The 25,736-nt window shown below is 58.9% G+C and carries 29 protein-coding genes and 1 pseudogene; 28 read left to right on the forward strand and 2 right to left on the reverse strand.

All coding sequences use genetic code 11. The features are described from left to right. Positions 1–19 precede the first annotated feature (19 nt). From fsa (AC127K_RS10040) to AC127K_RS10065, 6 genes are read left to right on the forward strand one after another with little or no spacing between them, the layout of a single operon-like run. Complete coding sequence (gene fsa / locus AC127K_RS10040) at positions 20–679, forward strand: fructose-6-phosphate aldolase (RefSeq protein ID WP_483720477.1); 660 nt, start codon at positions 20–22, stop codon at positions 677–679. A gap of 1 nt (position 680) precedes the next feature. Beyond that, positions 681–1,532 (forward strand): transketolase, encoded by an 852-nt coding sequence (locus AC127K_RS10045; protein WP_483720478.1) that lies wholly within the window; start codon positions 681–683, stop codon positions 1,530–1,532. Further along, on the forward strand, positions 1,529–2,467 hold the full coding sequence (locus AC127K_RS10050) for a transketolase family protein (RefSeq protein ID WP_483720479.1): 939 nt from the start codon (positions 1,529–1,531) through the stop codon (positions 2,465–2,467). Before AC127K_RS10045 ends, AC127K_RS10050 begins: the two co-directional genes overlap by 4 nt. Before the next feature lies 1 nt (position 2,468). Continuing rightward, complete coding sequence (gene rpiB / locus AC127K_RS10055; protein WP_007048729.1) at positions 2,469–2,900, forward strand: ribose 5-phosphate isomerase B; 432 nt, start codon at positions 2,469–2,471, stop codon at positions 2,898–2,900. Continuing rightward, entirely contained in the window at positions 2,900–3,556 is a 657-nt protein-coding gene (locus AC127K_RS10060) for a ribulose-phosphate 3-epimerase (protein ID WP_330032670.1), read from the forward strand. Before rpiB (AC127K_RS10055) ends, AC127K_RS10060 begins: the two co-directional genes overlap by 1 nt. Beyond that, positions 3,557–3,787, forward strand: coding sequence for a cysteine-rich KTR domain-containing protein (locus tag AC127K_RS10065; RefSeq protein ID WP_330032671.1), 231 nt, complete (start codon positions 3,557–3,559; stop codon positions 3,785–3,787). Between the two features lie 44 nt (positions 3,788–3,831). Here AC127K_RS10065 and AC127K_RS10070 read toward each other — a convergent pair whose 3' ends face one another. Then, positions 3,832–4,191: a helix-turn-helix transcriptional regulator gene (locus AC127K_RS10070; protein WP_483720481.1), complete on the reverse strand. Its 360-nt coding sequence runs from the start codon at positions 4,189–4,191 to the stop codon at positions 3,832–3,834. Positions 4,192–4,708: 517 nt separating this feature from the next. On the opposite strand from AC127K_RS10070, the gene AC127K_RS10075 reads away from it, so the two are divergent. From AC127K_RS10075 to AC127K_RS10090, 4 genes are all read left to right on the forward strand, one after another. After that, positions 4,709–4,969: a hypothetical protein gene (locus AC127K_RS10075; RefSeq protein ID WP_483720482.1), complete on the forward strand. Its 261-nt coding sequence runs from the start codon at positions 4,709–4,711 to the stop codon at positions 4,967–4,969. Positions 4,970–5,193: 224 nt separating this feature from the next. Next, positions 5,194–5,523: a hypothetical protein gene (locus tag AC127K_RS10080; RefSeq protein ID WP_483720483.1), complete on the forward strand. Its 330-nt coding sequence runs from the start codon at positions 5,194–5,196 to the stop codon at positions 5,521–5,523. After that, the gene (locus AC127K_RS10085) at positions 5,507–5,968 is read left to right on the forward strand and encodes a hypothetical protein (protein WP_483720484.1); all 462 of its coding nucleotides are present in this window, start codon (positions 5,507–5,509) and stop codon (positions 5,966–5,968) included. The genes AC127K_RS10080 and AC127K_RS10085 overlap by 17 nt, the downstream gene beginning before the upstream one ends. Before the next feature lie 6 nt (positions 5,969–5,974). Continuing rightward, positions 5,975–6,169 (forward strand): hypothetical protein, encoded by a 195-nt coding sequence (locus tag AC127K_RS10090; protein WP_483720485.1) that lies wholly within the window; start codon positions 5,975–5,977, stop codon positions 6,167–6,169. Positions 6,170–6,394: 225 nt separating this feature from the next. Here the strand turns inward: AC127K_RS10090 and AC127K_RS10095 are convergent, their stop codons facing one another. Continuing rightward, on the reverse strand, positions 6,395–7,240 hold the full coding sequence (locus AC127K_RS10095) for a PocR ligand-binding domain-containing protein (RefSeq protein ID WP_483720486.1): 846 nt from the start codon (positions 7,238–7,240) through the stop codon (positions 6,395–6,397). 99 nt (positions 7,241–7,339) lie between these two features. On the opposite strand from AC127K_RS10095, the gene AC127K_RS10100 reads away from it, so the two are divergent. The 18 genes and pseudogenes from AC127K_RS10100 (at position 7,340) to AC127K_RS10185 (ending at position 25,729) form a co-directional block, all read left to right on the forward strand. Beyond that, a complete protein-coding gene (locus tag AC127K_RS10100) occupies positions 7,340–8,923 on the forward strand; it encodes a xylulokinase (RefSeq protein ID WP_193503355.1) in 1,584 nt (527 codons plus the stop codon). A 28-nt stretch (positions 8,924–8,951) separates the two neighbouring features. Continuing rightward, positions 8,952–9,611, forward strand: a complete 660-nt coding sequence (gene fsa, locus AC127K_RS10105; protein ID WP_193503312.1) for a fructose-6-phosphate aldolase — start codon at positions 8,952–8,954, stop codon at positions 9,609–9,611. A 1-nt stretch (position 9,612) separates the two neighbouring features. Beyond that, positions 9,613–10,464, forward strand: a complete 852-nt coding sequence (locus tag AC127K_RS10110; RefSeq protein WP_483720487.1) for a transketolase — start codon at positions 9,613–9,615, stop codon at positions 10,462–10,464. Continuing rightward, positions 10,461–11,399, forward strand: a complete 939-nt coding sequence (locus AC127K_RS10115) for a transketolase family protein (protein ID WP_483720488.1) — start codon at positions 10,461–10,463, stop codon at positions 11,397–11,399. Before AC127K_RS10110 ends, AC127K_RS10115 begins: the two co-directional genes overlap by 4 nt. 1 nt (position 11,400) lies before the next feature. Continuing rightward, positions 11,401–11,832, forward strand: a pseudogene (rpiB, locus tag AC127K_RS10120) (ribose 5-phosphate isomerase B). Then, positions 11,832–12,335: a ribulose-phosphate 3-epimerase gene (locus AC127K_RS10125; RefSeq protein WP_483720489.1), complete on the forward strand. Its 504-nt coding sequence runs from the start codon at positions 11,832–11,834 to the stop codon at positions 12,333–12,335. Before rpiB (AC127K_RS10120) ends, AC127K_RS10125 begins: the two are co-directional and overlap by 1 nt. Beyond that, positions 12,245–12,478 (forward strand): hypothetical protein, encoded by a 234-nt coding sequence (locus tag AC127K_RS10130; RefSeq protein ID WP_483720490.1) that lies wholly within the window; start codon positions 12,245–12,247, stop codon positions 12,476–12,478. Before AC127K_RS10125 ends, AC127K_RS10130 begins: the two co-directional genes overlap by 91 nt. 315 nt (positions 12,479–12,793) lie before the next feature. Beyond that, the gene (gene araA, locus AC127K_RS10135; protein WP_483720491.1) at positions 12,794–14,272 is read left to right on the forward strand and encodes an L-arabinose isomerase; all 1,479 of its coding nucleotides are present in this window, start codon (positions 12,794–12,796) and stop codon (positions 14,270–14,272) included. 8 nt (positions 14,273–14,280) lie between these two features. Then, the gene (locus AC127K_RS10140; protein WP_193502944.1) at positions 14,281–14,976 is read left to right on the forward strand and encodes an L-ribulose-5-phosphate 4-epimerase; all 696 of its coding nucleotides are present in this window, start codon (positions 14,281–14,283) and stop codon (positions 14,974–14,976) included. A gap of 77 nt (positions 14,977–15,053) precedes the next feature. Further along, entirely contained in the window at positions 15,054–17,417 is a 2,364-nt protein-coding gene (locus tag AC127K_RS10145) for a phosphoketolase family protein (protein ID WP_483720493.1), read from the forward strand. Between the two features lie 222 nt (positions 17,418–17,639). Then, complete coding sequence (locus tag AC127K_RS10150) at positions 17,640–17,843, forward strand: cysteine-rich KTR domain-containing protein (RefSeq protein WP_298729881.1); 204 nt, start codon at positions 17,640–17,642, stop codon at positions 17,841–17,843. Between the two features lie 921 nt (positions 17,844–18,764). Then, complete coding sequence (locus AC127K_RS10155) at positions 18,765–19,055, forward strand: hypothetical protein (RefSeq protein WP_483720495.1); 291 nt, start codon at positions 18,765–18,767, stop codon at positions 19,053–19,055. Continuing rightward, on the forward strand, positions 19,000–20,433 hold the full coding sequence (locus AC127K_RS10160) for a recombinase family protein (protein WP_483720496.1): 1,434 nt from the start codon (positions 19,000–19,002) through the stop codon (positions 20,431–20,433). The genes AC127K_RS10155 and AC127K_RS10160 overlap by 56 nt, the downstream gene beginning before the upstream one ends. Positions 20,434–20,667: 234 nt before the next feature. After that, entirely contained in the window at positions 20,668–21,501 is an 834-nt protein-coding gene (locus AC127K_RS10165; RefSeq protein WP_483720497.1) for a DUF8171 family membrane protein, read from the forward strand. 6 nt (positions 21,502–21,507) lie between these two features. Continuing rightward, entirely contained in the window at positions 21,508–23,211 is a 1,704-nt protein-coding gene (locus AC127K_RS10170) for an ABC transporter ATP-binding protein (RefSeq protein WP_483720498.1), read from the forward strand. Next, the gene (locus tag AC127K_RS10175; protein ID WP_483720499.1) at positions 23,208–24,035 is read left to right on the forward strand and encodes an energy-coupling factor transporter transmembrane component T family protein; all 828 of its coding nucleotides are present in this window, start codon (positions 23,208–23,210) and stop codon (positions 24,033–24,035) included. The genes AC127K_RS10170 and AC127K_RS10175 overlap by 4 nt, the downstream gene beginning before the upstream one ends. Positions 24,036–24,047: 12 nt before the next feature. Further along, positions 24,048–24,872, forward strand: a complete 825-nt coding sequence (locus AC127K_RS10180; protein WP_294542778.1) for a PHP-associated domain-containing protein — start codon at positions 24,048–24,050, stop codon at positions 24,870–24,872. 32 nt (positions 24,873–24,904) lie between these two features. Next, entirely contained in the window at positions 24,905–25,729 is an 825-nt protein-coding gene (locus tag AC127K_RS10185; RefSeq protein WP_294542777.1) for a MurR/RpiR family transcriptional regulator, read from the forward strand. Positions 25,730–25,736: the final 7 nt, after the last annotated feature.

The raw sequence follows: 25,736 nt of genomic DNA on the forward strand, positions 1-25,736 counted from the left end.
AGAAAGGAAGTCTTTTGTTATGAAATTCTTTATTGATACCGCGAACGTCAACGAGATCCGCGCCGCCAACGACATGGGCGTCATCGCAGGCGTCACCACCAACCCCAGCCTGATTGCCAAGGAGGGCCGGGACTACGCCGAGACGCTGGCTGAAATTGCCACCATCGTGGACGGCCCCATCAGCGGTGAGGTGAAAGCCACCACCAGCGATGCCGAGACGATGGTCAAGGAGGGCGAGGCCATCTACGCCCTGGACCCCAAGCACATGGTCGTAAAAATCCCCATGACCGCCGAGGGCCTCAAGGCCATCAAAGCCTTGTCCGCCAAGGGCATCCCCACCAACTGCACCCTGATCTTCAGCGCCAACCAGGCGCTGCTGGCCGCCCGCGCCGGTGCCACCTACGTCAGCCCCTTCCTGGGGCGCCTGGACGATATCTCCCAGCGGGGCATCGAGCTCATCGAGACCATCCACGACATGTTCCTCAACTACCCCGACATCGAGACCCAGATCATCGCGGCCAGCGTGCGCAACCCCATCCATGTGACCGACTGTGCCCTGGCCGGTGCCGACATCGCCACCGTGCCCTACAAGGTCATTGAGCAGATGCTGCATCATCCGCTGACCGATTCCGGCATCGAGAAGTTCAAGGAAGACTACTGCAAGGTGTTTGGTGAGTGATATGACAAAGGAAGAACGTCTGAAGCTGCAGATCGCAGCCTGCAAGGTGCGTATGGGCGTGATTGAATCCACCCACGGTGCCAAAGCCGGGCACCCCGGCGGCAGCCTGTCCGCCGCCGATATGTTTACTTACCTTTATAATAAGGAAATGCGCGTCGACCCAACCAACCCGAAATGGGAGGACCGGGACCGGTTCGTGCTCTCCAAGGGCCACACGGCGCCGGGCCTGTACAGCGCACTGGCCTACCGGGGATTCTTCCCGGTGGAGGACCTGCCCACCCTGCGCCACATCGACAGCTACCTGCAGGGCCACCCCAACATGAACACTGTGCCCGGCGTGGACATGTCCACCGGCAGCCTGGGCCAGGGCGTCAGCGCGGCCGCCGGTATGGCCAAAGCCGCCAAGTACCTGCACAAGGATGATGTGCGTGTGTATGCTCTCCTGGGCGATGGCGAGATCGAGGAGGGGGAAGTGTGGGAAGCGTTCCTCTTTGCGGCCAAGTACAAGCTGGACAACTTCTGCGTCATCATCGACCTGAACGGGCTGCAGATCGACGGCCCCACCAGCGAAGTGATGCCCACCGACCCGGTGGATGCCAAGATGCGGGACTTCGGTTTCCGCACCGTCACCATTGACGGTCACGACTTCGCCCAAATCGAAGATGCGTTCCAGTATTTCCACACCCAGAACGGCGCCCCCACCGCCATCCTGATGCACACCACCAAGGGCAAGGGCGTCAGCTACATGGAGAACCAGGTAGGCTGGCACGGCAAGGCCCCCAACGACGAGGAATACAAGATTGCCATGGACGAGCTGAACGCTCAACTGGCAGAACTGGAGGCGCAGGCATGAGTGAAGTGAAGAAGATCGCCACCCGCGACAGCTACGGCGCCGCCCTGGTGGAACTGGCGAAGGACCATCCCGACGTGGTGGTGCTGGACGCCGATCTGGCCGCCGCCACCAAGACCGGCGTCTTCAAAAAAGCCTATCCCGACCGCCATTTTGACTGCGGCATTGCCGAGAGCAACATGATGGCCACCGCCGCCGGTATGGCGGCTATGGGGCTGGTGCCCTTTGCCTCCAGCTTTGCCATGTTCGCCGCAGGCCGCGCCTTTGAGCAGGTCCGCAACTCCATCGGCTACCCCCACCTGAACGTCAAGATCGGTGCCACCCACGGCGGCATCTCGGTGGGCGAGGACGGCGCCTCTCATCAGTGCTGCGAGGATTTCGCCCTTATGCGCTCCATCCCCGGCATGACGGTGCTTTGCCCTGCCGACGACGTGGAGGCCAAGGCTGCCGTCAAGGCTGCCTATGAGCACGAAGGCCCCGTCTACCTGCGCTTCGGCCGCCTGGCCCTGCCAGTGTTCCATGATGAAGCTACCTTTAAGTTCGAGATCGGCAAAGGCGAGCAGCTCACCGAGGGCAGCGATGTGGCCATCATCGCCACCGGCCTGGAAGTGAACGAGGCCCTCATTGCCGCCGAGCAGCTGAAGAACGAGGGCATCCAGGCCCGGGTCATCAACCTGTGCACCATCAAGCCGCTGGACGAGGAACTGGTCGTCAAAGCGGCCAAAGAGTGCGGTGCCGTCGTCACCTGCGAGGAGCACAGCATCCTGGGCGGTCTGGGCGAAGCCGTGGCCGCCGTACTGGGCGAGCAGTGCCCGACGAAGATGCGCCGGGTAGGCGTGAAGGACGTTTTCGGTCACTCCGGCCCCGCCTGGGATCTGCTGGAGCAGTTCGGCCTGCGTTCCGACGCCATCATCGCCGCTGTAAAGGAGCTGGTGTAAGATGATCGCCATCGGCTGCGACCACGGCGGATACGAACTCAAGCAGAAGATTTTGGCTCACCTGCGGCAGCGCGGACTGGAATACCGGGACTTCGGCTGTGATTCTACCGCTTCGGTGGATTACCCCGTCTATGGCAAGGCGGTGGCCCATGCCGTGGCATCGGGCGAGTGCGAAAAAGGCATCGTCATCTGTAGCACCGGCATCGGCATCTCCATCGCCGCCAACAAGGTGCCCGGCATCCGCTGCGCGCTGTGCGGGGATTGCTTCTCTGCCAAAGCCACCCGCCTGCACAACAACGCCAACGTGCTTGCTCTGGGCGCGCTGGTCACCGGACCCGGCCTGGCGCTGGAGATCGTGGACATCTTTCTGGACACGCCTTTCTCGGAGGAGGAGCGTCACAGCCGTCGGGTATCCCAGCTGGAGGAAGAATAATGTTTGAACTGTGTGCATCCATTCTGGCCGCCGACTTTGCCAATCTGGAGCGGGACATGCGGGCGGCCAATGCCGCCGGTGTGGATGCCTTTCACATCGACGTGATGGACGGGCACTTTGTGCCGGCCATCTCCTTTGGTACGGGCATGGTGCGTACGATGGAACGCCTGACCACCAAACCCCTAGACGTTCACCTGATGGTGGAAAAGCCGCTGGATTTTCTGCCGGAACTGGAGGAACTGGGGGTAAAGCGGGTCTCGGTCCATTACGAGATCCCGGGCGGGCCGGAAGCGGCCCTGCGGGCCATCTGCGCCGCCGGGATGCAAGCCGGGCTGGTACTCAACCCCGAAACGCCGGTGGAATCGGCCCTGCCGTACCTGGCCCAAATTTCGCAGCTGCTGCTGATGACGGTACACCCCGGTCGCGGTGGGCAGGTCTATCTGCCCGGCAGCAACGAGAAGATTGCTGCTGCCAAAAGTCTGCTGCAAGGGCAGGGGAGCAATACCGTCATCCAGGTGGATGGCGGCATCACCCCTGGTACCCTGCCCGGCGCCTATGCGGCCGGGGCACGGAGCATTGTGGCGGGTAGTGCGGTTTTCTATGGAAACATATATCAAAATGTGTGTGCATTGCGTTCGGAGAAGGCAAAACCGTAGATGTTTGTAGTAAAAGGCGGCGCCAAAAAAAGAGCAGACTGTTTGGCAAATGAATGTACCGCAAAATCTGTATGGGTTAATTGCCCGGTTTGCCACAATAAGACGAAAACAAAGATTTATCAAGATACATTGGCGCTTCGTTTCCCGATGTATTGCCCGAAATGCAAAAAGGAAATGCGGGTAGATATCATCCGAAGAAAAATCTATCCCTGCACAAAGGTCTATAAATAGCAGCAAGGCCCGCTTTTCATGCAACTGAAAAGCGGGCCATTTTCTTAAACGGTTTCTACTTCGCCAACTTCATCCATTCGCCGTGTGTGGATCAGGATCTCGCGATTGATAGATAACAGCATCTCCAGTTCGTCACCGGTGCAGCCAGCAAGCATGCGCTGAAATTGATTCAGCATAGTGTCAACATCGCTACGCTCCGGGTAAAAGATTGCATTGGCATCGATGCCCAGAAAACGGAACAACAGATAGATGGATTCAAATTCCGGGTTGGCAACGCCGCGTTCAATATTGGAAATTGATTTCCCTGTCACACCAATCGTTTCGGCAAGCTCTTTCTGCGTCAAGCCATGAGCGATTCGCGCAGCCTGCACTACGGCAGCGAGCTTTTCAGAAACATCATACATCCCGTTCACCCCAAGAAACAAATTTCGACAATTTCGTGCTAAATACATTGTATTGTTGTCTGTTGGCAAGTTGAACGAATGTAAATTCCATATTGAAAAGAAATAAAATTCTAAATTGGGAAGGGGAAACTTGGTTGGCTGTAATAAAGCGTTGCCAGAAAATAATACAAAACATTATTTTCAACTGATCGTATAGCGCACACACGCAGCATCCAGGAAAAATATATCTATCCTGCCGTAAAGAGCAGAGAGCAGGTGCCCTGTGGCACTAGCTCTTCTGCTCTTTTTGTTTTATGTTCTGCGGTAGGGTGCCGATCTCCACCATGCATAAAACTTTTCTATGTCCAAAGAAAGGTTATTCAATGCGTGGAATTTTATTTTTTAAATAGTAAGGTTTATTTCCTATTTAACCATTACGATAGAGACAGGGCAACGGAAGGGAGGTGGTGCGATGGATGCAATGGAGCGTCGATGTCAGATTATCGAAATCCTTTGCGATGCAAAAATGCGCATTAAAATGCGAGATCTGGCTTCCCGGTTCAATGTATCCATCCGCACCATCCGCACCGACGTGGATGTATTCTCACTTACATACCCCATTCAGACCACAAGGGGACGATACAATGGCGGTATCGGTTTCATAGATGGATACCGGCCAAAGAATGCGCGCCTCACCCCGACACAGCGTGACTTCCTCTATCGGATCATGCGAAAAGTTTCCAAGTCTGACCAGGAGATCGTACAGAGCATTCTTCACGACTTTGCCCTGACGCAGTAGTACTGCCCGTACCTTGACAACCGAATACCCAGCACGGAGGTACGTTCCCGGTGTAAGAAGCGTGATCAGAGAAGCGCCATGACGTACAATCTCTCCCCGGCAAGGTGGTGAGATTGTGCCGAGCGATCCATTCTACTGAAAAAGCAGTGAGAGCTGCTTCGCCATGATCTGCATGGGAGATAATGATAGCGTGGGGGGAGGACAACCCGTATGGGCACCCCACAGTGCAGACATTGAACGCCCTGCAACAGCATGGATTACCCTATGTCCGCCTTCGGTATACCGACGGGCAGGGAGCCCTCAAGCCGCTGACCCGCGGCCTGATTCATGTTTCGGTCAAAGGCGGCACCCTTCTGGGGCTGGGCAACGGATGCCCCTATAACGATACGGGGTATCTCACCTCCAGCACCGACACCTACTACGGAGAAGCGCTGGCCATTGTGCGGCCGGACGGCTCCGGTCCTGTGCAGGTCGCGGCGGAAAGCCCGCTGGGGTCGGCACAGACAGAAATCCCATGGAGAGAGGAAGGCAATGACCATGAGTCGTACCGGTAAGCAGGGGCCCTGGCAAGCGGTGGTCCGCTGCTGGAAAGCACACCCCCGGATTGCCCAGTTCATCACCTATTTTATGGTGGGCAACTTGGCCACGGTGGTGCAGCTGGTGCTCATTCCCGTTTTGCAGCCCATTCTGGGCAGCATCAGCCTGGTGAATGTGGACCTGTATCTGTTCGGCCCAATCGGTGATCCCCAGACCATGACCACGGTGACCGCCGTAGGGCAGACCGTCAGCGGGCTGAACCCCTACTATGTTTTCAACTTTACCGGCGGACCGGTCAACACCCTGGTGACAAGGACCCTTAACGGCATCACCGGCAGTTACCTGACCCACGGCGGGGTTGCATACTTTCTGGCAACGTTCATCCCGCTGATCCTCTCCCAGGTCGTCAGCTTCTTCCTGCAGCGCAAAGTGACCTTCAAGTCCAGCGGCAATATCGCCTGACAGGCCATGTGGTATTTCGCGGCCTTCCTGGTCATTACGGTGGGGGCCAACGCCCTGTACGGAATCTATCAGCCTTGGCTGTACAGCACCCTGGGGGAGGCCATCGGCGGTCTGATCGCGGCGTTCCTCCAGTGCTGCATCGCCTTCTGGGTGTTCTTCCCCATTATGAAACTGATTTTCCTCAGCCAGAAAAAGGCATAACCATTCTTTCTCCACAAAAAGCCATAGGCAGCGTCTGAAAAGACAACCTGAATCAAACGCAAAAGCAGCCCTCTTTCCCGGCGGTCCCTTGGGATCCGTTGGAAGAAGGCTGCCTTTGCGTCTGCAAGAATCAATCCGAAAAAATCGAACAAAAATCCAGTAAAATGAACATCCATGACTATCCGTTGCCAGACGCAGGATGTATGATAAACACAGAATCGGCGCTCAGTCCGTTTCCCCGAACTGTTTGCGATAAGCCTGGGGCGTAAAACCGGTCTGCTTGCGAAATACCCGGAAAAAATAGTTGTAGTCGGCAATGCCGATTTTCTGGCAGATTTCGCTGTTGGTCAGCTTGGTGGTGGTGAGCAGCTGCATGGCGTGCCGGATGCGCAGCTGCCGCACATACTCATGGATGCCGCAGCCGTAGGTCTGTTTGGAAAGCTCATACAGCGCTGTGCGCCCCACGCCCAACGCGGTGCAGATCCGCTCGCTGGAAAGATCTTCGGCCAGATGTTCCAATACAAAGTGGTTGAGCCGTTCTTTCAGGCTACCGGGCACCAGTCGGGCCATCTGGGCCTGGCACAGCGCCTGGGCCGAAAAGGAAAGCAGATCCCCGGCCGCGCGCAAAATGCGGTAGGGGGTGCGGGGCAGCTGCCGGTAGGCTTTGGACAGGTCCTCCTCCGCAATGCCGTACTTCCGGCACAGTTCCCGGGCCCGGCACCATTCCGCGTCCTCGTCTGCCCCCTGCACAATGTGGCTCAGCAGCAGATAGCCCACCACTACTCCGTCCACCTGGATGGGGGTGATGGCCTCGATCAGGCCGGCATGGCAGGGATAGATCAGCGTTTTGCGCTCCTGCCGGGCCTGGCGGCAGGCTTTCTGGTCACATAGCCGGCAACCCAGCGCCCCTTCCGGGGTGGCTCGCACCAGTTGGCAAAAGGCCGGCAGATCCGAAGGATAGGACAAAACATCCACGCCCCACTCGTCAAACACGACGGTGCGCAAACCGGTCAATTCGTAAAAATCCTGAAGAAGAACCAGCAGTTCTTTCTTGTCGAAGACCGCACCCATGTCCCTCGCCTCCTTGTTTGTCCCTTTATCTGTATTGTAAATGGCGCCGGCGGCGCTGTCAATCTTCTCTCCATTCTCTATCTCACAGGCGGTGATCTTATGAAAAAAATTGAACAAAAATCCACTGCGCTGGGCATTGAGCTGGGCTCTACCCGCATCAAGGCAGTGCTGGCGGGCCCCGACGGTTCGGTGCTGGTCAGCGGCGCCCACGACTGGGAAAACCATTTTGAGGGCGGGTACTGGACCTACCCCCTGACGGAAGTCTGGGAGGGCATCCAGGATGCCTACCGCCATCTGGCCGAAGAGTATCAGAAAACTTACGGCGAACCGCTGACCACGGTGGGGGCCCTGGGTGTTTCCGCCATGATGCACGGCTATCTGCCCTTCGACCGGGACGGCCACCAGTTGGCCGCTTTCCGCACCTGGCGCAACACCACCACCCAGACTGCCGCCGAGGCGCTGACCCAGCGGTTCCACTTCAACATTCCCCAGCGGTGGAGCGTGGCCCATCTCTACCAGGCCATCCTCAACGGGGAAAGCCACGTCAGGAACATTGACTTCCTGACCACGCTGGCGGGGTATGTGCACTGGCAGCTCACAGGGGAAAAGGTGCTGGGCATCGGGGATGCCTCGGGCATATTCCCTATCGACAGTGCCGCCTGCGACTACGACGCCGCCATGATGGCCAGTTTCGATGAACTGCTGGCAGGGGCCGGAATGCCCTATCGCCTGCAGGACCTGCTGCCCCGGGTGCTCTGCGCCGGGCAGGATGCCGGATCCCTCACGGAGACGGGGGCACATCTGTTGGACCCCACCGGTACGTTGTCCCCCGGCGTGCCGGTCTGTCCGCCCGAGGGAGATGCCGGGACCGGTATGGCTGCCACCAATACGGTGGCGGTGCGTACCGGCAATGTGAGTGCAGGTACCTCCATTTTTGCCATGGTGGTGCTGGAAAAGATGCTGAAAAACGTCTACCCCGAGATCGATCTGGTCACCACACCGGACGGAGCTCCGGTGGCCATGGTCCACTGCAACAACTGCACCAGCGACCTGAACGCCTGGGTGAACCTGTTTGGCCAGGTGGCGGCTCTGTGCGGCACACAAGTGCCGGCATCCCAGTTGTTCCCGCTGCTTTTCAATGCCTCGCTGGAGGGCGCACCGGACTGCGGCGATGTGGTGCCGGTGAACTACTATTCCGGCGAGGGAGTGACCCACTTTGACGCGGGCCATCCGCTGCTGCTGCGCACGGCGGGCAGCGACTTCTCTCTGCCCAACCTCATGCGGGCGCACATCTATTCGGCCATGGCCACCCTGAAGATCGGGCTGGACATTCTCCAGGGGGAGAATGTGGCGGTGGACCGTCTGCTGGGCCACGGCGGACTCTTCAAGACTCCCGGTGTTGCCCAGCGGTATCTGGCGGCGGCTGCCCAGGCGCCCGTCACCGTCATGGAAACGGCCGGGGAAGGCGGCCCCTACGGCATGGCCCTGCTGGCCGGCTATCGGCTGGCGGTGCTGCAAGGCTGCCCGCTGAACCTGGCGGATTACCTGAAACAGAAGATCTTTGCCGGCTCCATGGGCACCACCCTGGAACCCCGGGAAGAGGATGTGCGCGGATTTACCGCGTTCCTGGAACGATACAAGGCTGCTTTGCAGGCGGAACGCGCCGCCGTGGAGCATTTCTAATCACAAAGAAAACAAGGAGTGTAACTGTATGAAATTCTTTATTGATACCGCGAACGTCAACGAGATCCGCGCCGCCAACGACATGGGCGTCATCGCAGGCGTCACCACCAACCCCAGCCTCATTGCCAAGGAGGGCCGGGACTACGCCGAGACGCTGGCTGAAATTGCCACCATCGTGGACGGCCCCATCAGCGGTGAGGTGAAAGCCACCACCACCGATGCCGAGACGATGGTCAAGGAGGGCGAGGCCATCTACGCCCTGGACCCCAAGCACATGGTCGTAAAAATCCCCATGACCGCCGAGGGCCTCAAGGCCATCAAAGCCTTGTCCGCCAAGGGCATCCCCACCAACTGCACCCTGATTTTCAGCGCCAACCAGGCGCTGCTGGCCGCCCGCGCCGGTGCCACCTACGTCAGCCCCTTCCTGGGGCGCCTGGACGATATCTCCCAGCGGGGCATCGAGCTCATCGAGACCATCCACGACATGTTCCTCAACTACCCCGACATCGAGACCCAGATCATCGCGGCCAGCGTGCGCAACCCCATCCACGTGACCGACTGTGCCCTGGCCGGTGCCGACATCGCCACCGTGCCCTACAAGGTCATTGAGCAGATGCTGCATCATCCGCTGACCGATTCCGGCATCGAGAAGTTCAAGGAAGACTACTGCAAGGTGTTTGGTGAGTGATATGACAAAGGAAGAACGTCTGAAGCTGCAGATCGCAGCCTGCAAGGTGCGTATGGGCGTGATTGAATCCACCCACGGCGCCAAAGCCGGGCACCCCGGCGGCAGCCTGTCCGCCGCCGATATGTTTACTTACCTTTATAATAAGGAAATGCGCGTCGACCCAACCAACCCGAAATGGGAGGACCGGGACCGGTTCGTGCTCTCCAAGGGCCACACGGCGCCGGGCCTGTACAGCGCACTGGCCTACCGGGGATTCTTTCCGGTGGAGGACCTGCCCACCCTGCGCCACATCGACAGCTACCTGCAGGGCCACCCCAACATGAACACTGTGCCCGGCGTGGACATGTCCACCGGCAGCCTGGGCCAGGGCGTCAGCGCGGCCGCCGGTATGGCCAAAGCTGCCAAGTACCTGCACAAGGACGACGTCCGGGTGTACACCCTGCTGGGTGACGGCGAGATCGAGGAGGGGGAAGTGTGGGAAGCCTTCCTCTTTGCGGCCAAGTACAAGCTGGACAACTTCTGCGTCATCATCGACCTGAACGGGCTGCAGATCGACGGCCCCACCAGCGAAGTGATGCCCACCGACCCGGTGGATGCCAAGATGCGGGACTTCGGTTTCCGCACCGTGTCCATCGACGGCCACGACTTTGCCCAGATCGAGGACGCCTTCCAATATTTCCATGCCCAGAACGGCGCCCCCACCGCCATCCTGATGCACACCACCAAGGGCAAGGGCGTCAGCTACATGGAAAACCAGGTGGGCTGGCACGGCAAGGCCCCCAACGATGAGGAATACAAGATTGCCATGGACGAACTCAACGCCCAGATGGCGGAACTGGAGGCGCAGGCATGAGTGAAGTGAAGAAGATCGCCACCCGCGACAGCTACGGCGCCGCCCTGGTGGAACTGGCGAAGGACCACCCCGACGTGGTGGTGCTGGACGCCGATTTGGCCGCCGCCACCAAGACCGGCGTCTTCAAAAAAGCCTATCCCGACCGCCATTTTGACTGCGGCATTGCCGAGAGCAACATGATGGCCACCGCCGCCGGTATGGCGGCTATGGGGCTGGTGCCCTTTGCCTCCAGCTTTGCCATGTTCGCCGCAGGCCGCGCCTTTGAGCAGGTCCGCAACTCCATCGGCTACCCCCACCTGAACGTCAAGATCGGTGCCACCCACGGCGGCATCTCGGTGGGCGAGGACGGCGCCTCCCATCAGTGCTGCGAGGACTTTGCGCTGATGCGCTCCATCCCCGGCATGACGGTGCTCTGCCCCGCCGACGACGTGGAAGCCCGGGCCGCCGTCAAGGCCGCCTACGAGCATACGGGCCCCGTCTACCTGCGGTTCGGCCGCCTGGCCGTGCCGGTGTTCCATGACGAAGCAACTTTCAAGTTCGAGATCGGCAAGGGCGAGCAGCTCACCGAGGGCAGCGATGTGGCCATCATCGCCACCGGCCTGGAAGTGAACGAGGCCCTCATTGCCGCCGAGCAGCTGAAGAACGAGGGCATCCAGGCCCGGGTGATCAACCTGTGCACCATCAAGCCTCTGGATGAGGAGATCGTTCTGAAAGCCGCCCGGGAGTGCGGCGCCGTGGTGACCTGCGAGGAGCACAGCATTCTGGGTGGTCTGGGCGAAGCGGTGGCCGCCGTGCTGGGCGAGCAGTGCCCCACGAAGATGCGCCGGGTAGGCGTGAAGGACGTCTTCGGCCACTCCGGCCCCGCCTGGGACCTGCTGGAGCAGTTCGGCCTGCGTTCCGACGCCATCATCGCCGCTGTAAAGGAGCTGGTGTAAGATGATCGCCATCGGCTGTGACCACGGCGGATACGAACTCAAACAGAAGATTCTGGCTCACCTGAAAGAGCGCGGGCTGTAATACAAGGACTTCGGGTGTGATTCCACCGCCTCGGTGGATTACCCCGTCTACGGCAAGGCGGTGGCCCACGCCGTTGCAGACGGCAGCTGTGAAAAAGGCATTGTCATCTGCAGCACCGGTATCGGCATCTCCATTGCCGCCAACAAGGTACCCGGCATCCGCTGCGCCCTGTGCGGGGACTGCTTCTCCGCCCGGGCCACCCGGCAGCACAACGACGTCAATGTGTTGGCGTTGGGGTCGCTGGTCACCGGTTCCGGTCTGGCGCTGGAGATCGTGGACATCTTCCTGGATACACCGTTCTCGGAGGAGGAGCGGCATCGCCGCCGCATTGCACAACTGGAGGAAGCCTGATGTTTGAACTATGCGCCTCGATTCTGGCGGCAAACTTCGCCTGCCTGAAACGGGAAGTCCGTGCCGCTGAATCGGCGGGGGGAGACGTTTCCCACATCGACATTATGGATGGCCACTTTGTGTCGGCTATCTCCTTTGGCACTGGAATCGTCCGCACCATGGGCCGACTGACCCAAAAGCCGCTAGATGTGCACTTGATGGTGGAAAATCCGCTGCCTTTTATACCGGAACTGGCCGAAGAAAAGGTGGAACGGGTCTCCGTCCATTACAAAATCCCCGGCGGCCCGGAAAAAGCCCTGCGGGCCATCCGGGAAGCAGGTATGCAGGCTGGACTGGTTCTGAACCCGGAAACCCCGAACGGGGCGGCGAAACCGTATCTGCACGGGTTGGATCGGATCCTGCTGATGACGGTATGCCCGGGCCGGGGCGGCCAGACGTATCTGGAGGGCAGCAATCAGAAGATTGCGGGCCTCTTCTGGACCGTGTCGGCAGTCGGGCTGTGATTCAGATTGACGGGGGCGTTACCCCTCAAAACCTGCCGGAAGCGTATGCGGCAGGTGCGCGTAGCGTTGTGGCAGGCAGTGCCGTTTTTGGCGGGACCGTCCAGTCCGGAGTGGCTTACCTGCGGAGGAGCTGTGCGTTCTGATATTGAAGAGAATCGGAGTTCTCCCATATCCGATCTCGAGAAGAAAAGGCCATCCTGCCAAAACCGCAGGATGGTTTTTGTTTTGCCACCAAAACGAACGGCGCTTTGGGAAAGTTATGCTCTTCCTGATTGCCCCGGGATTTTTGCAAGAAATTCGAACAAAAGTCCAGTAAATCGAACATCAATGACTATTCGCACCGAGGGGGCAGGGAGTATGATAACATCAGGAGTACAGCTTGGTTTCATTTTCCAAGAGAGGTTGCCGCCAACCGGAAAAACGGTTTGCCGGCAAGTATCGTAAGGAGGTATTTACCCATGCATATGCAAGAGTATGAATTCTGGTTTGTGGTGGGCAGTCAGTTCCTGTACGGCTCCGAGGTACTGGAAACGGTGGCCAACCGTGCCGCCGAGATGACTGAGGTGCTCAACGCTTCCGGCAATCTGCCCTGCAAGATCGTCTACAAGGTCACCGCCAAGACCAACAAGGAGATTGCCGACGTGGTGCGGGAGGCCAACTATGACCCCCGCTGCGCGGGCATCATCACCTGGTGCCACACCTTCAGCCCCAGCAAGATGTGGATCAACGGCTTTGTGGACCTGCAGAAGCCCTACTGCCACTTTGCCACCCAGTATAACCGGGAGATCCCCAACGAGGAGATCGACATGGACTTCATGAACCTGAACCAGGCCGCCCACGGCGACCGGGAGCACGGGTTCATCGCCGCCCGACTGCGGATGCCCCGCAAGATCATCGCCGGCTACTGGCAGGACGAGGAAGTCCAGAAGCGCCTGGGCCGCTGGATGCGGGTGGCCGTGGGCGTGGCCGTCTCCCGTGACCTCAAGGTCATGCGCTTCGGCGACAACATGCGGGAGGTGGCCGTCACCGAGGGCGACAAGGTGGAAGTGCAGGCTAAGCTGGGCTGGCAGGTGAACACCTGGGCCGTGGGCGATCTGGTAAAGGTGATGAACGAAGTCACCAACGCCGAGATCGACGCCCTGATGGAAGTCTACCGCGCCAGCTACGAGATCGCCACCAACGACATCGAGGCCATCCGCTACCAGGCCCGGGAGGAGATCGCCATCAAGAAGATGCTGGACGCCGAGGGCTGCAAGGCTTTCTCCAACACCTTCCAGGACCTGTACGGCATGGAACAGCTGCCGGGTCTGGCCAGCCAGCACCTGATGGCCCAGGGCTACGGCTACGGCGGTGAGGGCGACTGGAAGGTGGCCGCTATGACCGCCATCCTGAAAGCCATGGGCGAGGGCGGCAACGGCTGCTCCCTCTTCATGGAGGACTACACCTACAATCTGGTGTCCGGCGCCGAGTACAGCCTGGGCGCCCACATGCTGGAGGTCTGCCCCTGCTGCGCGGCGGAAAAGCCCCGCATCGAGACCCATCCCCTGGGCATCGGCATGAACGAGAAGGACCCTGCCCGTCTGGTCTTTGAGGGCAAGCCCGGCAAGGCTATCGTGGTGAGCCTTATCGACATGGGCGGCCGTCTGCGGCTGATCTGCCAGGACATCGAGTGCGTGAAGCCCATTCTGCCCATGCCCAACCTGCCGGTAGCCCGGGTCATGTGGAAAGCCCTGCCCAGCCTGACCACCGGCGTGGAGTGCTGGATCACGGCGGGCGGCGCCCACCACACGGTGCTGAGCTACGACGTCACCGCCGAGCAGATGCACGACTGGGCCAACATCATGGGCATTGAGTTCGTTCACATTGGCAAGGACACCACCCCCGAGGGACTGGAGCACGACCTGTTCCTGGCCGACCTTGCCTGGAAACTGAAGTGAGGCACACTATGCTGGAAGAACTGCGCAAACAGGTCTATGAGGCCAATATGGAACTGCCCCGCCGCAACCTCGTGACCTATACCTGGGGCAATGTATCGGGCATCGACCGGGAGAAGGGACTGGTGGTCATCAAGCCCTCCGGCGTGGAATACGACGAACTGACGCCAGAAAACCTCGTGGTACTGGATCTGGACGGCAACCGGGTGGAGGGGGAGCTGAACCCCTCCAGCGATACCAAGACCCACCTGGAGCTGTACAAGGCCTTCCCCACCCTGGGCGGCATCGTCCACACCCACAGCCCCTACGCGGTGGCCTGGGCCCAGGCCGGACGGGACATTCCCTGCTACGGCACCACCCACGCCGACTACTTCTACGGTGCCGTGCCCTGTGCCCGCCACCTGACCAAGGAGGAGCTGGACGAGGACTACGAGAAGAACACCGGCAAGATCATCATCGATACCTTCACCGACCGGGGCATCGACCCGGTAGCGGTGCCGGGGGTCATCTGCCACAGCCACGGTCCCTTCACCTGGGGCAAAGATGCGGCCCAGGCCGTCTACCACGCCGTGGTGCTGGAAGAGGTGGCGAAAATGGCCCTGCTGACCCGTCAGGTGGACTCCGACGCCGCCCCGGCGCCCCAGTACCTGCAGGACAAACATTACATGCGCAAACACGGCCCCAACGCATACTACGGGCAAAAGTAACGCAAGGCGTCTTGCATCCATAATTTCTGTGATTCCTTTCGTTTGCGAGGATTGGAAACCATAAGGAGGAATTGTCCATGAGTCTTTCCCAAGAGAAACTACAGCGCATAAACGCCTACTGGCGGGCGTCCAACTACCTGGCGGCGGGTCAGCTTTACCTGCTGGATAACCCGCTGCTCCGCCGTCCCCTGACCCGGGACGACGTGAAAAAGAAGATCGTCGGTCACTGGGGCACCGTACCCGGCCAGAACTTTGTGTATGTGCACCTGAACCGCATCATCAAAAAATACGACCAGGACCTGATCCTTATCTCCGGCCCGGGCCACGGCGGCAACTTCTTTGTGGCCAACGCCTACCTGGACGGCACTTACAGCGAAGTATATCCCAACATCAGCCGTGATGAAGAGGGTATGAAACGGCTGTTCAAGCAGTTCAGCTTCCCCGGCGGTATCTCCAGCCACGTGGCGCCCGAAACCCCCGGTTCCATCAACGAAGGCGGCGAGCTGGGCTACTCCATCGCCCATGCTTTTGGCGCTGTTTTCGATAACCCCGAACTCATCTGCGCCGTGACGGTGGGCGATGGCGAAGCCGAGACCGGCCCCCTGGCCACCAGCTGGCAGTCCAACAAGTTCCTGAACCCCAAGGGCGACGGCGCGGTGCTGCCCATTCTGCACCTGAACGGGTACAAGATCTCCAATCCCACCGTGTTCGGCCGCATGACCCGTGAGGAAATCGAGCACTTCTTCCTGGGCTGCTCCTGGAAGCCCTACTTCGTGGAGGGTGACGATCCCATGACGATGCACGCGAAGATGGCCGACACCCTGGACACCGTCATCGAGGAAATTCACGACATCCAGCGCCGCGCCCGCGCAGGGGAAGAGATGGGCCATATCCTGTGGCCCATGATCGTGCTGCGCACCCCCAAGGGCTGGACCGGCCCCAAAGTGGTGGACGGCAAGACCATCGAGGGCACCTTCCGCGCCCATCAGGTCCCCATCGACATCACGGTGGGTACCCCCAACCAGGAAGAACACCTCAAGCAGATCGAGGAATGGCTGCGCAGCTACCATCCCGAGGAACTGTTTGATGAGAACGGCACCCTGATCCCCGAACTGCAGGAACTGGCCCCCAAGGGCGACCGTCGCATTGCGGCCAACCCCCATGCCAACGGCGGCAAGCTGCTGCGGGACCTGCGCACGCCGGACTTCAAGGATTATGCCGTCGATCTGCCCGCCCCCGGCAGCGTCGAGAAGCAGGATATGATCGAACTGGGCGGCTACATCCGCGATCTGTTCAAGCTCAACGCCGATGCCAAAAACTTCCGCATCTTCGGACCGGACGAGACGATGTCCAACCGTCTATACAAGTGCTTCGAGGCCACCAACCGTGACTGGAACTCCACCACGGTGCCCGGCGATGAATTCCTGGCCCATGACGGCCGCATCATGGACTCGATGCTCTCCGAGCATCTGTGCGAGGGCTGGCTGGAAGGCTACCTGCTCACCGGCCGTCACGGCTTCTTTGCCTCCTACGAGAGCTTCATCCGGGTGGTGGACTCCATGGTGGCCCAGCATGCCAAGTGGCTCAAGGTCTGCAACCAGTTGCCCTGGCGCCAGAGTATCGCGTCGCTGAACCTGATCCTCTCCTCCAACGTTTGGCAGCAGGACCACAACGGTTACACCCATCAGGATCCCGGCTTCCTGGACCACATCGCCAATAAGAAGGCCGACGTGGTCCGCCTCTACCTGCCGCCGGATGCCAACTGCCTGCTCTCCTGCTTTGACCACTGCATCCGCAGCCGTGATTATGTCAACGTGCTGGTCACCTCCAAGCATCCCCGGCCCCAGTGGCTGACCATGGAGCAGGCGGTCAAGCACTGCACCCAGGGCGTCGGCATCTGGGAGTGGGCTTCCAACGATGCCGGCCAGGAACCCGACGTGGTCATGGCCTGCTGCGGCGACACCCCCACCCTGGAAACCCTGGCCGCTGTCAGCATCCTGCGCAAGGCCCTGCCGGAACTGAAGATCCGGGTGGTCAACGTGGTGGACCTGATGAAGCTGGAGCCTGCCACCAAACATCCCCACGGTCTCACCGACGCCGACTACGACGCCCTGTTCACAAAGGACAAGCCCATCATCTTTGCGTTCCACGGCTATCCCACCCTCATTCATGAGCTGACCTACGACCGTGCCAACCGTAACCTGAGCGTGCACGGCTACCAGGAGGAAGGCACCATCACCACCCCCTTCGATATGCGGGTACAGAATGAGATCGACCGCTTCCACCTGGTCAAGGATGCCATCCAGCATCTGCCCCAGCTGGGCAACCGTGGTGCGTACCTCATCCAGCAGATGAACGACAAGCTGGTGGAACACAAGAACTACATCCACGAAGTGGGCCAGGACCTGCCCGAGATCCTGGACTGGAAGTGGGAGTCCTGAGCCAAGCGGCCTCCCTTGAGAACGCCGACAGCTGAAATTTACAATATAACATCCTGAACCAATAACCGCGCCGGGTAAGATAAAACCGGCGCGGTTTTATGTTTCGTGATTTGGATCACTGTAAGTATAAATAACTGCCCAGGGGGGCGAACGGACAAGATTTTTAAATCGCTCAAGTATGGAAAATAATTTGAAGCGAAAAACATTTTCAAGGATGGCAACGTGAAAAATCTGATAAACAAGAAATTGACGGATAAAGATGAGATCAGATCAGCATGGGTACTATGTCCATTTTGTCAGGCGAAAACTAATACTAAAATACTTGATGATTCTATTCTTCTTCGTTTTCCGCTCTACTGCCCCCGATGCAAAAAGGAAATGAAGGTAGATGTCATCCAAGGAATAATTTATTTCTGTTCTCAGTAAAAGAAGCAAAAGGTAAGACCCGCTTTTCGAATGTGTGAAAAACGGGTCTTTCTTTATACGGTCTGAACCTCACCAACCGAGTCTTTTTTTCTGGTGTGAATTAAGATTTCACGGTTAATGGAAAGCAGCATCTCAAGTTCATCTTGTGTACAAGTGTCGATTAAATGATGAAATTGTTTCTGCAGATTAGAGGTGTCTCCATGCCCAGGGAAGAAAACATCGTTGACATTGATGCCTAAGTAACGGAACAGTAAATAGATGTACTCTCGACTACATATCCGATTGAAACGACACGGGGGCGATATAACGGAGGAATCAGCTTTATAGAAGGATATAGTCCGAAAAGTCCCCGACTGACTTTGGTGCAGCGAGATTTTCTATATCGAATTATGAAACAACTATCGAAGTCTGATCAGGAAATAGTGCAGAGCATCCTCCACGATTTTGCCTTTATGCAGTAGTACTGCCTGAACCTTGACAACTGAATACCCAGCACGGAGGCACGTTCCCGGTGCAGGAAGCGTGATCGGAGAAGCGCCATGACGTACAAGCTCATACCCGGCAAGGTGGCGAGATTGTACCGAGCGATCCATTCTACTGAAAAAGCAGCGAGAGCTGCTTCGCCATGATCTGCATGGGAGATAATGATACCCTGTTTGCCCCGCACGTCAGACGGGGTGGACGACCTTGGGTTGCAATCCTTAGACCTCTGGAACGCCAGTGAAGGCTGCGCAAGCGGCTGCCTAACGAAAGTGAACCGTGTTCCCAACTGCCAGGGGGGCGAGCGGCAAATATGGCATTTCTGTATATTACTCTTTTTTGCCGAACATCAACAACCCCATGTGTTGATGTCGAACCCGTGCGGCGCAGTGCAGACCGCTGCGCCGCACTATTTTGCCATCAACCAAGGAGATGATCTTATTGACTAATCCAGAAACCGGATACGAGAAAGCCCACCGACAAGCAGAGCAGATATTCCGGGAAGTGTTTTCGGCCAGAGGGATGAACGTACGCGAAGGCCAGATACGATTGTGCCATGCGATGCTGGATACCTTGTTTGGCAGGGATGTGGCCCTGTGTGACGCCGGTGTGGGTCTGGGCAAGACCTATGCAGAAGATCGCCTGTCGGAAGTTCGCCCAGGAGCATGGCTGGCGTGTGGTACTGGAAAAAGCCGAGAAGGGAATCTCGGGTTCCAAAGTTTCCGCCAGTAAGCGGGATGTGATTCAGGAACTGCGCAGCGAAGCGGGCAAGGGAAACTTCGATATCCTTCTTGTGTATATGTTTGACCGGCTGGGACGCATCGAGAGTGAAACGCCGTTTGTACTGGAATGGTTCGTCCAGCACGGCATCCAGATGTGGAGCACACACGAAGGCCAGCAGCGTATCGAAAGTCACGGCGACAAGCTCATGAACTATATCCGGTTCTGGCAGGCGGCAGGGGAAAGCGAAAAGACTTCCATGCGAACCAGGGACCGCATCCGTCAGATCGTTTCCAGTGGACATTTTGCCGGAGGTTTTGTCCCTTACGGATATCGAGCTATTAATAAAGGTAGAGTCAACAAGAGAGACCAGCACGTAAAGGATCTGGAAATCAATCCAGATGAAGCGGAATGGGTCCGGGAAGTGTTTATGAAAGTGGCGGAAGAAGGTGCCAGTGGATATGCCATGGCACAGATGCTGAACCAACGAGGACTGCGTACCCGCCAGGGGGCGGAGTTCCAGTCTTCCAACATCAAGAGAATGATTCAGCATGAAGGCTATACTGGATATATCATTACTAAGGCGGCAAGATCGGAGTTTATGCCGCAGCTGCAGATCATTGATGAGGCTTTGTTCGCCAAGGCCAACGAGATGATCAGCAAGAGAAGCAAAAAGGCTATGAAAGATAAAAACGCTGCCCAAAAGAGCAGCAATCCAACATTATTGGCCGGCATCATAGTCTGCGCACATTGCGGGGCGAAGATGTCGGCCTTTTTGCATACGGACCGATATAAGCTGGCCGATGGGAGTATCCGGGAGAAGGTGCAGGCCAAATACAACTGCTACCAGCGCGGTCAGCACCTGCGGCAATGTGATTGTCAGTCACTTTATCTGGCAGAGCGTGTAGACAGAATTGTGCTTACTTACGCCGATGAACTGTTCCGCAAGATTAAGAGCGAGCCTTATGATAAGAGCATCGAGCAGAAGATTCGTCAGCAAGAAGCAAACCATAATAGAAAAAAGCAGGCTGCCGAGAAGAAAATCAAGGCAGCCCAGTACAAGCAACAACGCTATGAGGATGAAGTGTTGAAATGTCTGGAAGGGGAGAGCGCCTTCTCGCAGGAGATGCTGGCCCGGCTGATTACGCAGGCAGAGGCAGAAGTCAGACAGGCAAAAGATGAATACGCGGCCTTGCTGCAGAACAATGATGACCGAACTACAGTGCAACAGATTCGTAGCTACTACGATGAGTTCCTTGGTTGGGCCAATGAATTTGATCTTGCTACGGTCGAAAGAAAAAGAGTCATCCTGGCGCACCATACCAAGCAAATCCGAACGTACTTCTTTTTGAAGGTGCGTTCGGATTTGCTTTTTATTTTCAGATTATGAAATAGAGTGAGCCTTGCAGGGGTCCCTGCAAGGCTCACTCTATTTCATCTACGATGAGGCTGGAATGACCGACGGAATACAGATGTACGCTAGCCGGACCCTACTTTACTGAAAATTAACTTTCATTTTACTGCTTTATGGTGGAGAAAATTTCATAAGCGGCCTACAATGAAACCGTACCCCGCAAAGGGGAACAAAACAGAGCGAACGAAAACATTGGGGAGGCAATCCGCTATGAATGCAATGCAAACCAAGACGATGAATCAGTCCCAGAAACTGATGGTCTTTGTGCTGACCATGTCGCTGTACGGACTGGCTACATTGTTCACCGAACTGATCCCGAAATTCCAGGTAGGCCTGGTGGAATTTTCCGTAGAATATTTCCTGTTCATCCCGCTGGTGCTGGCCATGCTGTTTGACCCCCTGTCGGCGGCGCTGGGCGCAGCCACCGGTGAGCTGGTTTTCAGCGAGATCATGCTGGGCCAGTTCGGCGGGCTGGGCGAGCTGGAAAAATTCATCACCGTCACCATCGGCGTCTATCTGGCAGGACGGCTGGTGCGGGATCCCCGCAACACCCGCATGGTGGGTCTGGCGGCTTTCCTGGGCACCGGCGCCCAGCTGCTCATGGGCACCATCGTGGATATCTGCAAGGTGCAGTTTGCCGTGGAGGACTTTGAGGCCGTGGCCGGCCTGCCCGAAAGCGTCTTTGCCACCGAAGGCTTTGCCTTCCTCAACGATCTGCTGTTCTCGGGCATCTTTTTCTGCCTGCTGCCCACCCTCTACCTGGTGCCCAAGCTCTACGGCAAGATCGAGCCGCTGCTGGGCATGAGCCCCCGCACACCGGAAAACGCCGCCCCCGCCCTCAGCGGCAAGACACTGGCGGGCTGTGCCGTGGCCTTTGTGTGCGCCGTTGCGGCCGAAATGCTGGCCACCAGCGGCCTGGAACTCATCGACTGGGAGGCTTCCTGGGCGGAAAGCGGCACCGCCTTTGCGGTGGGCATGATCGTGGCTGCCGTCATGGTTCTGGCGGTGCTGGTCGTCATGAAGAAAAAGGCTGAGGCGAAGTAAAGCGGTATGTCCATCATCGAGATCAAAGACCTTTGTTATACCTACCCCGGCGCGGCGCAGCCCACCCTGCGGCATCTGGATCTGACGGTGGAACCGGGGGATTTCCTGGCCATCGTGGGCAACAACGGCTGCGGAAAATCCACCCTGTGCAAGGTGCTCAACGGGCTGATCCCCCACTTCATCACGGGGACCTTTTCCGGCTCGGTCAAAGTGGCCGGACAAGAGACCCTGCAAAGTGATGTGGGCAGTCTGGCCCGCAGGGTGGGGTATGTCTACCAGGATTTTGAAAACCAGATCGTCCGCCCCACCGTGCTGGACGACGCTTCTTATGCCTGCCTGAACTATGGCATGGAGGATTATCGGGCTCTGGGCCGGCAGGCACTGGCCCGGTGCGGCCTGCAGGGGCGGGAAGAAGAGTACGTCTGGCAGCTCTCCGGCGGGCAGACCCATCTGCTGGCATTGGCGGGAGCGGTGGCTCTGGGACCGGAGATCCTGATTCTGGACGAGCCCATCGCCCAGCTGGACCCCGGCCATGCCGACCGCATCTACGGCGTGCTGCGGGAACTCAACGAAAAATGGGGCAAGACCATCCTGGTCATCGAGCACCATACCGAGTACATTGCCGACTACTGCAAGCATGTGCTTCTTCTGAAAGAGGGCCGGGTGCAGTGGCTGCTGCCCACCCGTCAAGCGCTGGGGCGGGTGGAGGAACTGCGGCAAAGCAACATCTTTCCGCCTCAGGTGACCCAGGCCGGCTATGCCCTGCAGCAGCAGGGCCTGCTGGACCCGGCACAGGAACTGCCCTCCACCGTGGAGGAAGGCGTTGCGGCCTTTGCGCCGCTGCCCCGCAGAAGGCTGCCCCCGGAAACCCCTTCCCGCCCGGAACCGGGCCCCGAAGCCGCTGCCCTCCATGGGGTGACGGTGGCCTACCGCAGCGTCAAGGGAGCTCCCCGGGTGGTTTTTGAAGGGCTGGACCTGACCTTCCGCAAGGGGGAAAAGATCGCCCTCATCGGTTCCAACGGGGCGGGCAAATCCACCCTGATGAAGCTGCTGGTGGGGCTGCTCAAACCCAACCAGGGCATGGTGTCCCTGGACGGCACGCCGCTGCGGGATACCAAGCCGGAGGCGCTCTCCCGCCGTATCTCGCTGGTGTACCAGAACCCCGAGGAGATGTTCATCAAGGACAGTATCCAGGCCGATATCGCCTACGCCATGCAGGTGCGGGGCGTGGACCGCTGGCAGGAAAAAACCAACGCCCTGCTGGAACGGTTCCGCCTGACCGAGCTGGCGGACCGGGACGGACGGCTGCTTTCCGGCGGACAGATGCGTCGGGCCAGTCTGGCCATCGGCGTGGCGCTGAACCCGGGCATCCTGCTGCTGGACGAGCCCACCGCCAACCTGGATATCGCCACCCGGCGGGAGATCCTGCGCACCCTCCGCGATATGAAAGAAATCACCGACACGGTGGTCATTGCCACCCACGATATGCAGCTGGTCTGCGAGTGGGCCCAGCGCATCGTGGTGCTCTGCGGCGGCAAGGTGGTGGCGGACGGCACCCGGGACCAGATCTTCGGGGATGCCGCCCTGGCGGCCCGGGTGGGCATCCGCCCGCCGGAAATTTTCGCCATGGGCCGCGCCCTGGACCAAGGGGCTTTGTGCTACACGGTGCCGGAATTTCTGCGGCAGTTTGAAGGAGAGAATGGGGTATGATGCAGAAACTGTCTGAAAACATCCTGGACAAATTTTCCATGGATTTCCTGCGCAACCAGGTGCTGAAAAACGCCTACGGCAACAACGATACCGTCATTGCCGCCCGGGACCCCCGGGTGCTGCTGGTGTGGTATCTTTTCTTTGGGCTGGTGCCCTGGTTCGTGCAGGACACCGCCTTTCTCCTGGGCTGCTTTGTGCTGGTGATGGTCACCACCCTGCTGGCCCGGGTGGCGGGGCTGGTCCTGCTGCTCTTCGGGGTGGGGGTGTTCTCCCAGACCGGCTACCTGCTGGTGGTCACCTGGCTGTTCGGCGGGGACGCCTCCGCCATCGCACCCCTGCTGGTGCTCACCCTCAAGGTGGCCACCATCTCTCTGGCGTCGGTGACGGTCTTTTCCGGGCTGGACCCTGACCGGCTGGCCAACGGCCTGATGTGGTTCGGCTGTCCCGAACAGCTCTCTTTTTCCATCTCCTACGCCTACCGCATCCTTCCCATGCTCATGGAGGAATTCCAGAACGTGCTGCTCAGCTACCGGCTGCGGGGCAATCCGCCCGCCCATGATACCCTGACAGGCAAGATCCGGTATCTGGCCTACCAGGTCAAAATCATCATGGCCGCCTTTTATCCGCTGATGCTCAACACCGCCAAGCGCAGCCGCACCACGGTGGAAGCACTGGAACTGCGGGGCTACCGCTATGCCGCCCAGAACAAGACGGTGCGGCGCATCAAGCTGGCCGGGCTGCATCTCACCTGGGACGACGGCATCTTTGCCGCTGTGTCGGTGCTGTGGGTGGCGGTCACCGTCCTGCTGGCCGGTCTTGTATAACAGGAGGAAACTATGTATCTCGATTTTCATACCCATGGCAAGTTGGCCAAAAAGCTGCCTTTTTCCGAAGAATACACCCACTGGCTTTTTGGGGAAGCCCGGGCGGCGGGGCTGGATGCCATCTGCCTGACCGAGCATTTCAACACCTGGGGTTTTGCCGAACTGTACCGGTATATCGTCTCCCAGTCTGAGCGGGAAGGGGACACCCTGGTCTTTGACGGGCTGCGCATCTTTCCCGGCATGGAGACCGATATTGCCGAGGGCGGGCACATCCTGTCGGTGGGGCCTATGGAAGCCATCCTCGAACTGAACCGCCGTCTGGAACCCCACAAGGTAAAAGGCAATTTTCTGCCTTTTGCGCAGCTGATGGATCTGTTTGAAGAATACCCCGTCTTTGTGGGCGGGGCCCATCCCTTCCGGGCGGGGGGCCACATCCCCGAACTGCCCACCGACCAGCTCACCCGGCTGGATTTTCTGGACATGAACGGCAAGGATCTGGCCGAGGACCGTGCCCGCACCCAGCGCCTGACCACCGGACTGGGCAAGACCCTGGGACTGCCGGTGGTCAGCGGCAGCGACACCCACCAGGCCGTGCAGTACGGCTGCGTGCGCACCCGTTTTGCCGAAACGTTGACCACGGTGGAGGCTCTGAAACGGGCGGTAAACGGCGGAAACTATGAAATCAGCATTTCGGACAACGCCGCCCGCCAGGTGGCCACGGCGGCTCTGCTCAAGCGGTCTCTCAAGGAGATCCACGCCCTGGGCGGGGATTATGTCTCGGTGCTGCTGGGCAAAGAGCCGGCCTGGACTGCCCAATACGCGCCGGCTGTGGTATAATACAGGCAAATATCATCCTTGGGAGTGTCTCTATGCCGCTGCAATTTCCCCAAAGTCCCGAAAAACTGACCCCCGCCGAGCGTCGCCTGCTGGAATTTATCGAAAGCCACCGGGAAGAGTTTCTCTTCATGACCATCGGGCAGCTGTCGGCGGATCTGGGCGTTTCGGAAGCCACCATCTCCCGGTTCGCCCGCCATCTGGGCTGCCAGGATTTCAAACAGCTGAAAAACTGGGTGCTGGCCCAGAACCACCTGGAAGGGCCGGCGGGCAAGCTGGCCCGCACGGTGCTGGCTGACGGCGAGTTTGACCCCCGCCACTATCTGCAGCAGCAGCAGACCTGCCTGCAAAAGACCATGGAAGCCTTGGATATTGCCGCTTTTGGGGCGGCGCTGGAGGCGCTGCTTAGTGCCCGCCGGATCTTCATCCAGGCCAAAAGCGCCTCGGTCTCCATGGGGCAGCTGCTGTTCTTCCGGCTGCGGCGGCTGGGCCTGCCGGTGGAACTGCTTCCCGGCAGCGGTTCGGAGCTGCTGGAAGGGCTGGTCCAGGCGGGAAAAGGGGATCTGGTGGTGTTTTTCGGTTTCTCCAAGGTTTCGGCAGAAGGGCGGATGATCCTGCGCCGGCAGAAGGAAGCGGGCTACCGCACCCTCTGCTTTACCGGGCGGCTGCATCCTCCCGCTGAGGACCGGGCCGATCTGAACCTCTATGTCTACCGTGGTACCGAGAAGGAATATCACTCCATGACGGCGGCCGCGGCTTTGGTGGATACGCTGGTGGTGGCCGCCTCCCAGCGGCTGGGTGCCGACGGTGCCGCCCGCCTGAAGGAGCTGCACCGGATGAAGCAGGAATTCGGCAGATGAGATAGAA

It is taken from the genome of Subdoligranulum sp. DSM 23681, from assembly GCF_057005535.1.

Bases quoted from the DNA above. Each gene is read 5' to 3' on its own strand.
- AC127K_RS10050 (WP_483720479.1), top strand. From the start codon at position 1,529: ATGAGTGAAGTGAAGAAGATCGCCACCCGCGACAGCTACGGCGCCGCC.
- AC127K_RS10170 (WP_483720498.1), top strand. From the start codon at position 21,508: ATGTCCATCATCGAGATCAAAGACCTTTGTTATACCTACCCCGGCGCG.
- AC127K_RS10185 (WP_294542777.1), top strand. From the start codon at position 24,905: ATGCCGCTGCAATTTCCCCAAAGTCCCGAAAAACTGACCCCCGCCGAG.
- AC127K_RS10165 (WP_483720497.1), top strand. From the start codon at position 20,668: ATGAATGCAATGCAAACCAAGACGATGAATCAGTCCCAGAAACTGATG.
- AC127K_RS10180 (WP_294542778.1), top strand. From the start codon at position 24,048: ATGTATCTCGATTTTCATACCCATGGCAAGTTGGCCAAAAAGCTGCCT.
- araA (WP_483720491.1), top strand. From the start codon at position 12,794: ATGCATATGCAAGAGTATGAATTCTGGTTTGTGGTGGGCAGTCAGTTC.
- AC127K_RS10070 (WP_483720481.1), bottom strand. From the start codon at position 4,191: ATGTATGATGTTTCTGAAAAGCTCGCTGCCGTAGTGCAGGCTGCGCGA.
- AC127K_RS10125 (WP_483720489.1), top strand. From the start codon at position 11,832: ATGTTTGAACTATGCGCCTCGATTCTGGCGGCAAACTTCGCCTGCCTG.
- AC127K_RS10130 (WP_483720490.1), top strand. From the start codon at position 12,245: ATGCCCGGGCCGGGGCGGCCAGACGTATCTGGAGGGCAGCAATCAGAA.
- fsa (WP_483720477.1), top strand. From the start codon at position 20: ATGAAATTCTTTATTGATACCGCGAACGTCAACGAGATCCGCGCCGCC.
- fsa (WP_193503312.1), top strand. From the start codon at position 8,952: ATGAAATTCTTTATTGATACCGCGAACGTCAACGAGATCCGCGCCGCC.
- AC127K_RS10065 (WP_330032671.1), top strand. From the start codon at position 3,557: ATGTTTGTAGTAAAAGGCGGCGCCAAAAAAAGAGCAGACTGTTTGGCA.
- AC127K_RS10145 (WP_483720493.1), top strand. From the start codon at position 15,054: ATGAGTCTTTCCCAAGAGAAACTACAGCGCATAAACGCCTACTGGCGG.
- AC127K_RS10060 (WP_330032670.1), top strand. From the start codon at position 2,900: ATGTTTGAACTGTGTGCATCCATTCTGGCCGCCGACTTTGCCAATCTG.
- AC127K_RS10110 (WP_483720487.1), top strand. From the start codon at position 9,613: ATGACAAAGGAAGAACGTCTGAAGCTGCAGATCGCAGCCTGCAAGGTG.
- AC127K_RS10115 (WP_483720488.1), top strand. From the start codon at position 10,461: ATGAGTGAAGTGAAGAAGATCGCCACCCGCGACAGCTACGGCGCCGCC.
- AC127K_RS10045 (WP_483720478.1), top strand. From the start codon at position 681: ATGACAAAGGAAGAACGTCTGAAGCTGCAGATCGCAGCCTGCAAGGTG.
- AC127K_RS10095 (WP_483720486.1), bottom strand. From the start codon at position 7,240: ATGGGTGCGGTCTTCGACAAGAAAGAACTGCTGGTTCTTCTTCAGGAT.
- rpiB (WP_007048729.1), top strand. From the start codon at position 2,469: ATGATCGCCATCGGCTGCGACCACGGCGGATACGAACTCAAGCAGAAG.
- AC127K_RS10085 (WP_483720484.1), top strand. From the start codon at position 5,507: ATGAGTCGTACCGGTAAGCAGGGGCCCTGGCAAGCGGTGGTCCGCTGC.
- AC127K_RS10175 (WP_483720499.1), top strand. From the start codon at position 23,208: ATGATGCAGAAACTGTCTGAAAACATCCTGGACAAATTTTCCATGGAT.
- AC127K_RS10140 (WP_193502944.1), top strand. From the start codon at position 14,281: ATGCTGGAAGAACTGCGCAAACAGGTCTATGAGGCCAATATGGAACTG.
- AC127K_RS10075 (WP_483720482.1), top strand. From the start codon at position 4,709: ATGCGAGATCTGGCTTCCCGGTTCAATGTATCCATCCGCACCATCCGC.
- AC127K_RS10100 (WP_193503355.1), top strand. From the start codon at position 7,340: ATGAAAAAAATTGAACAAAAATCCACTGCGCTGGGCATTGAGCTGGGC.
- AC127K_RS10090 (WP_483720485.1), top strand. From the start codon at position 5,975: ATGTGGTATTTCGCGGCCTTCCTGGTCATTACGGTGGGGGCCAACGCC.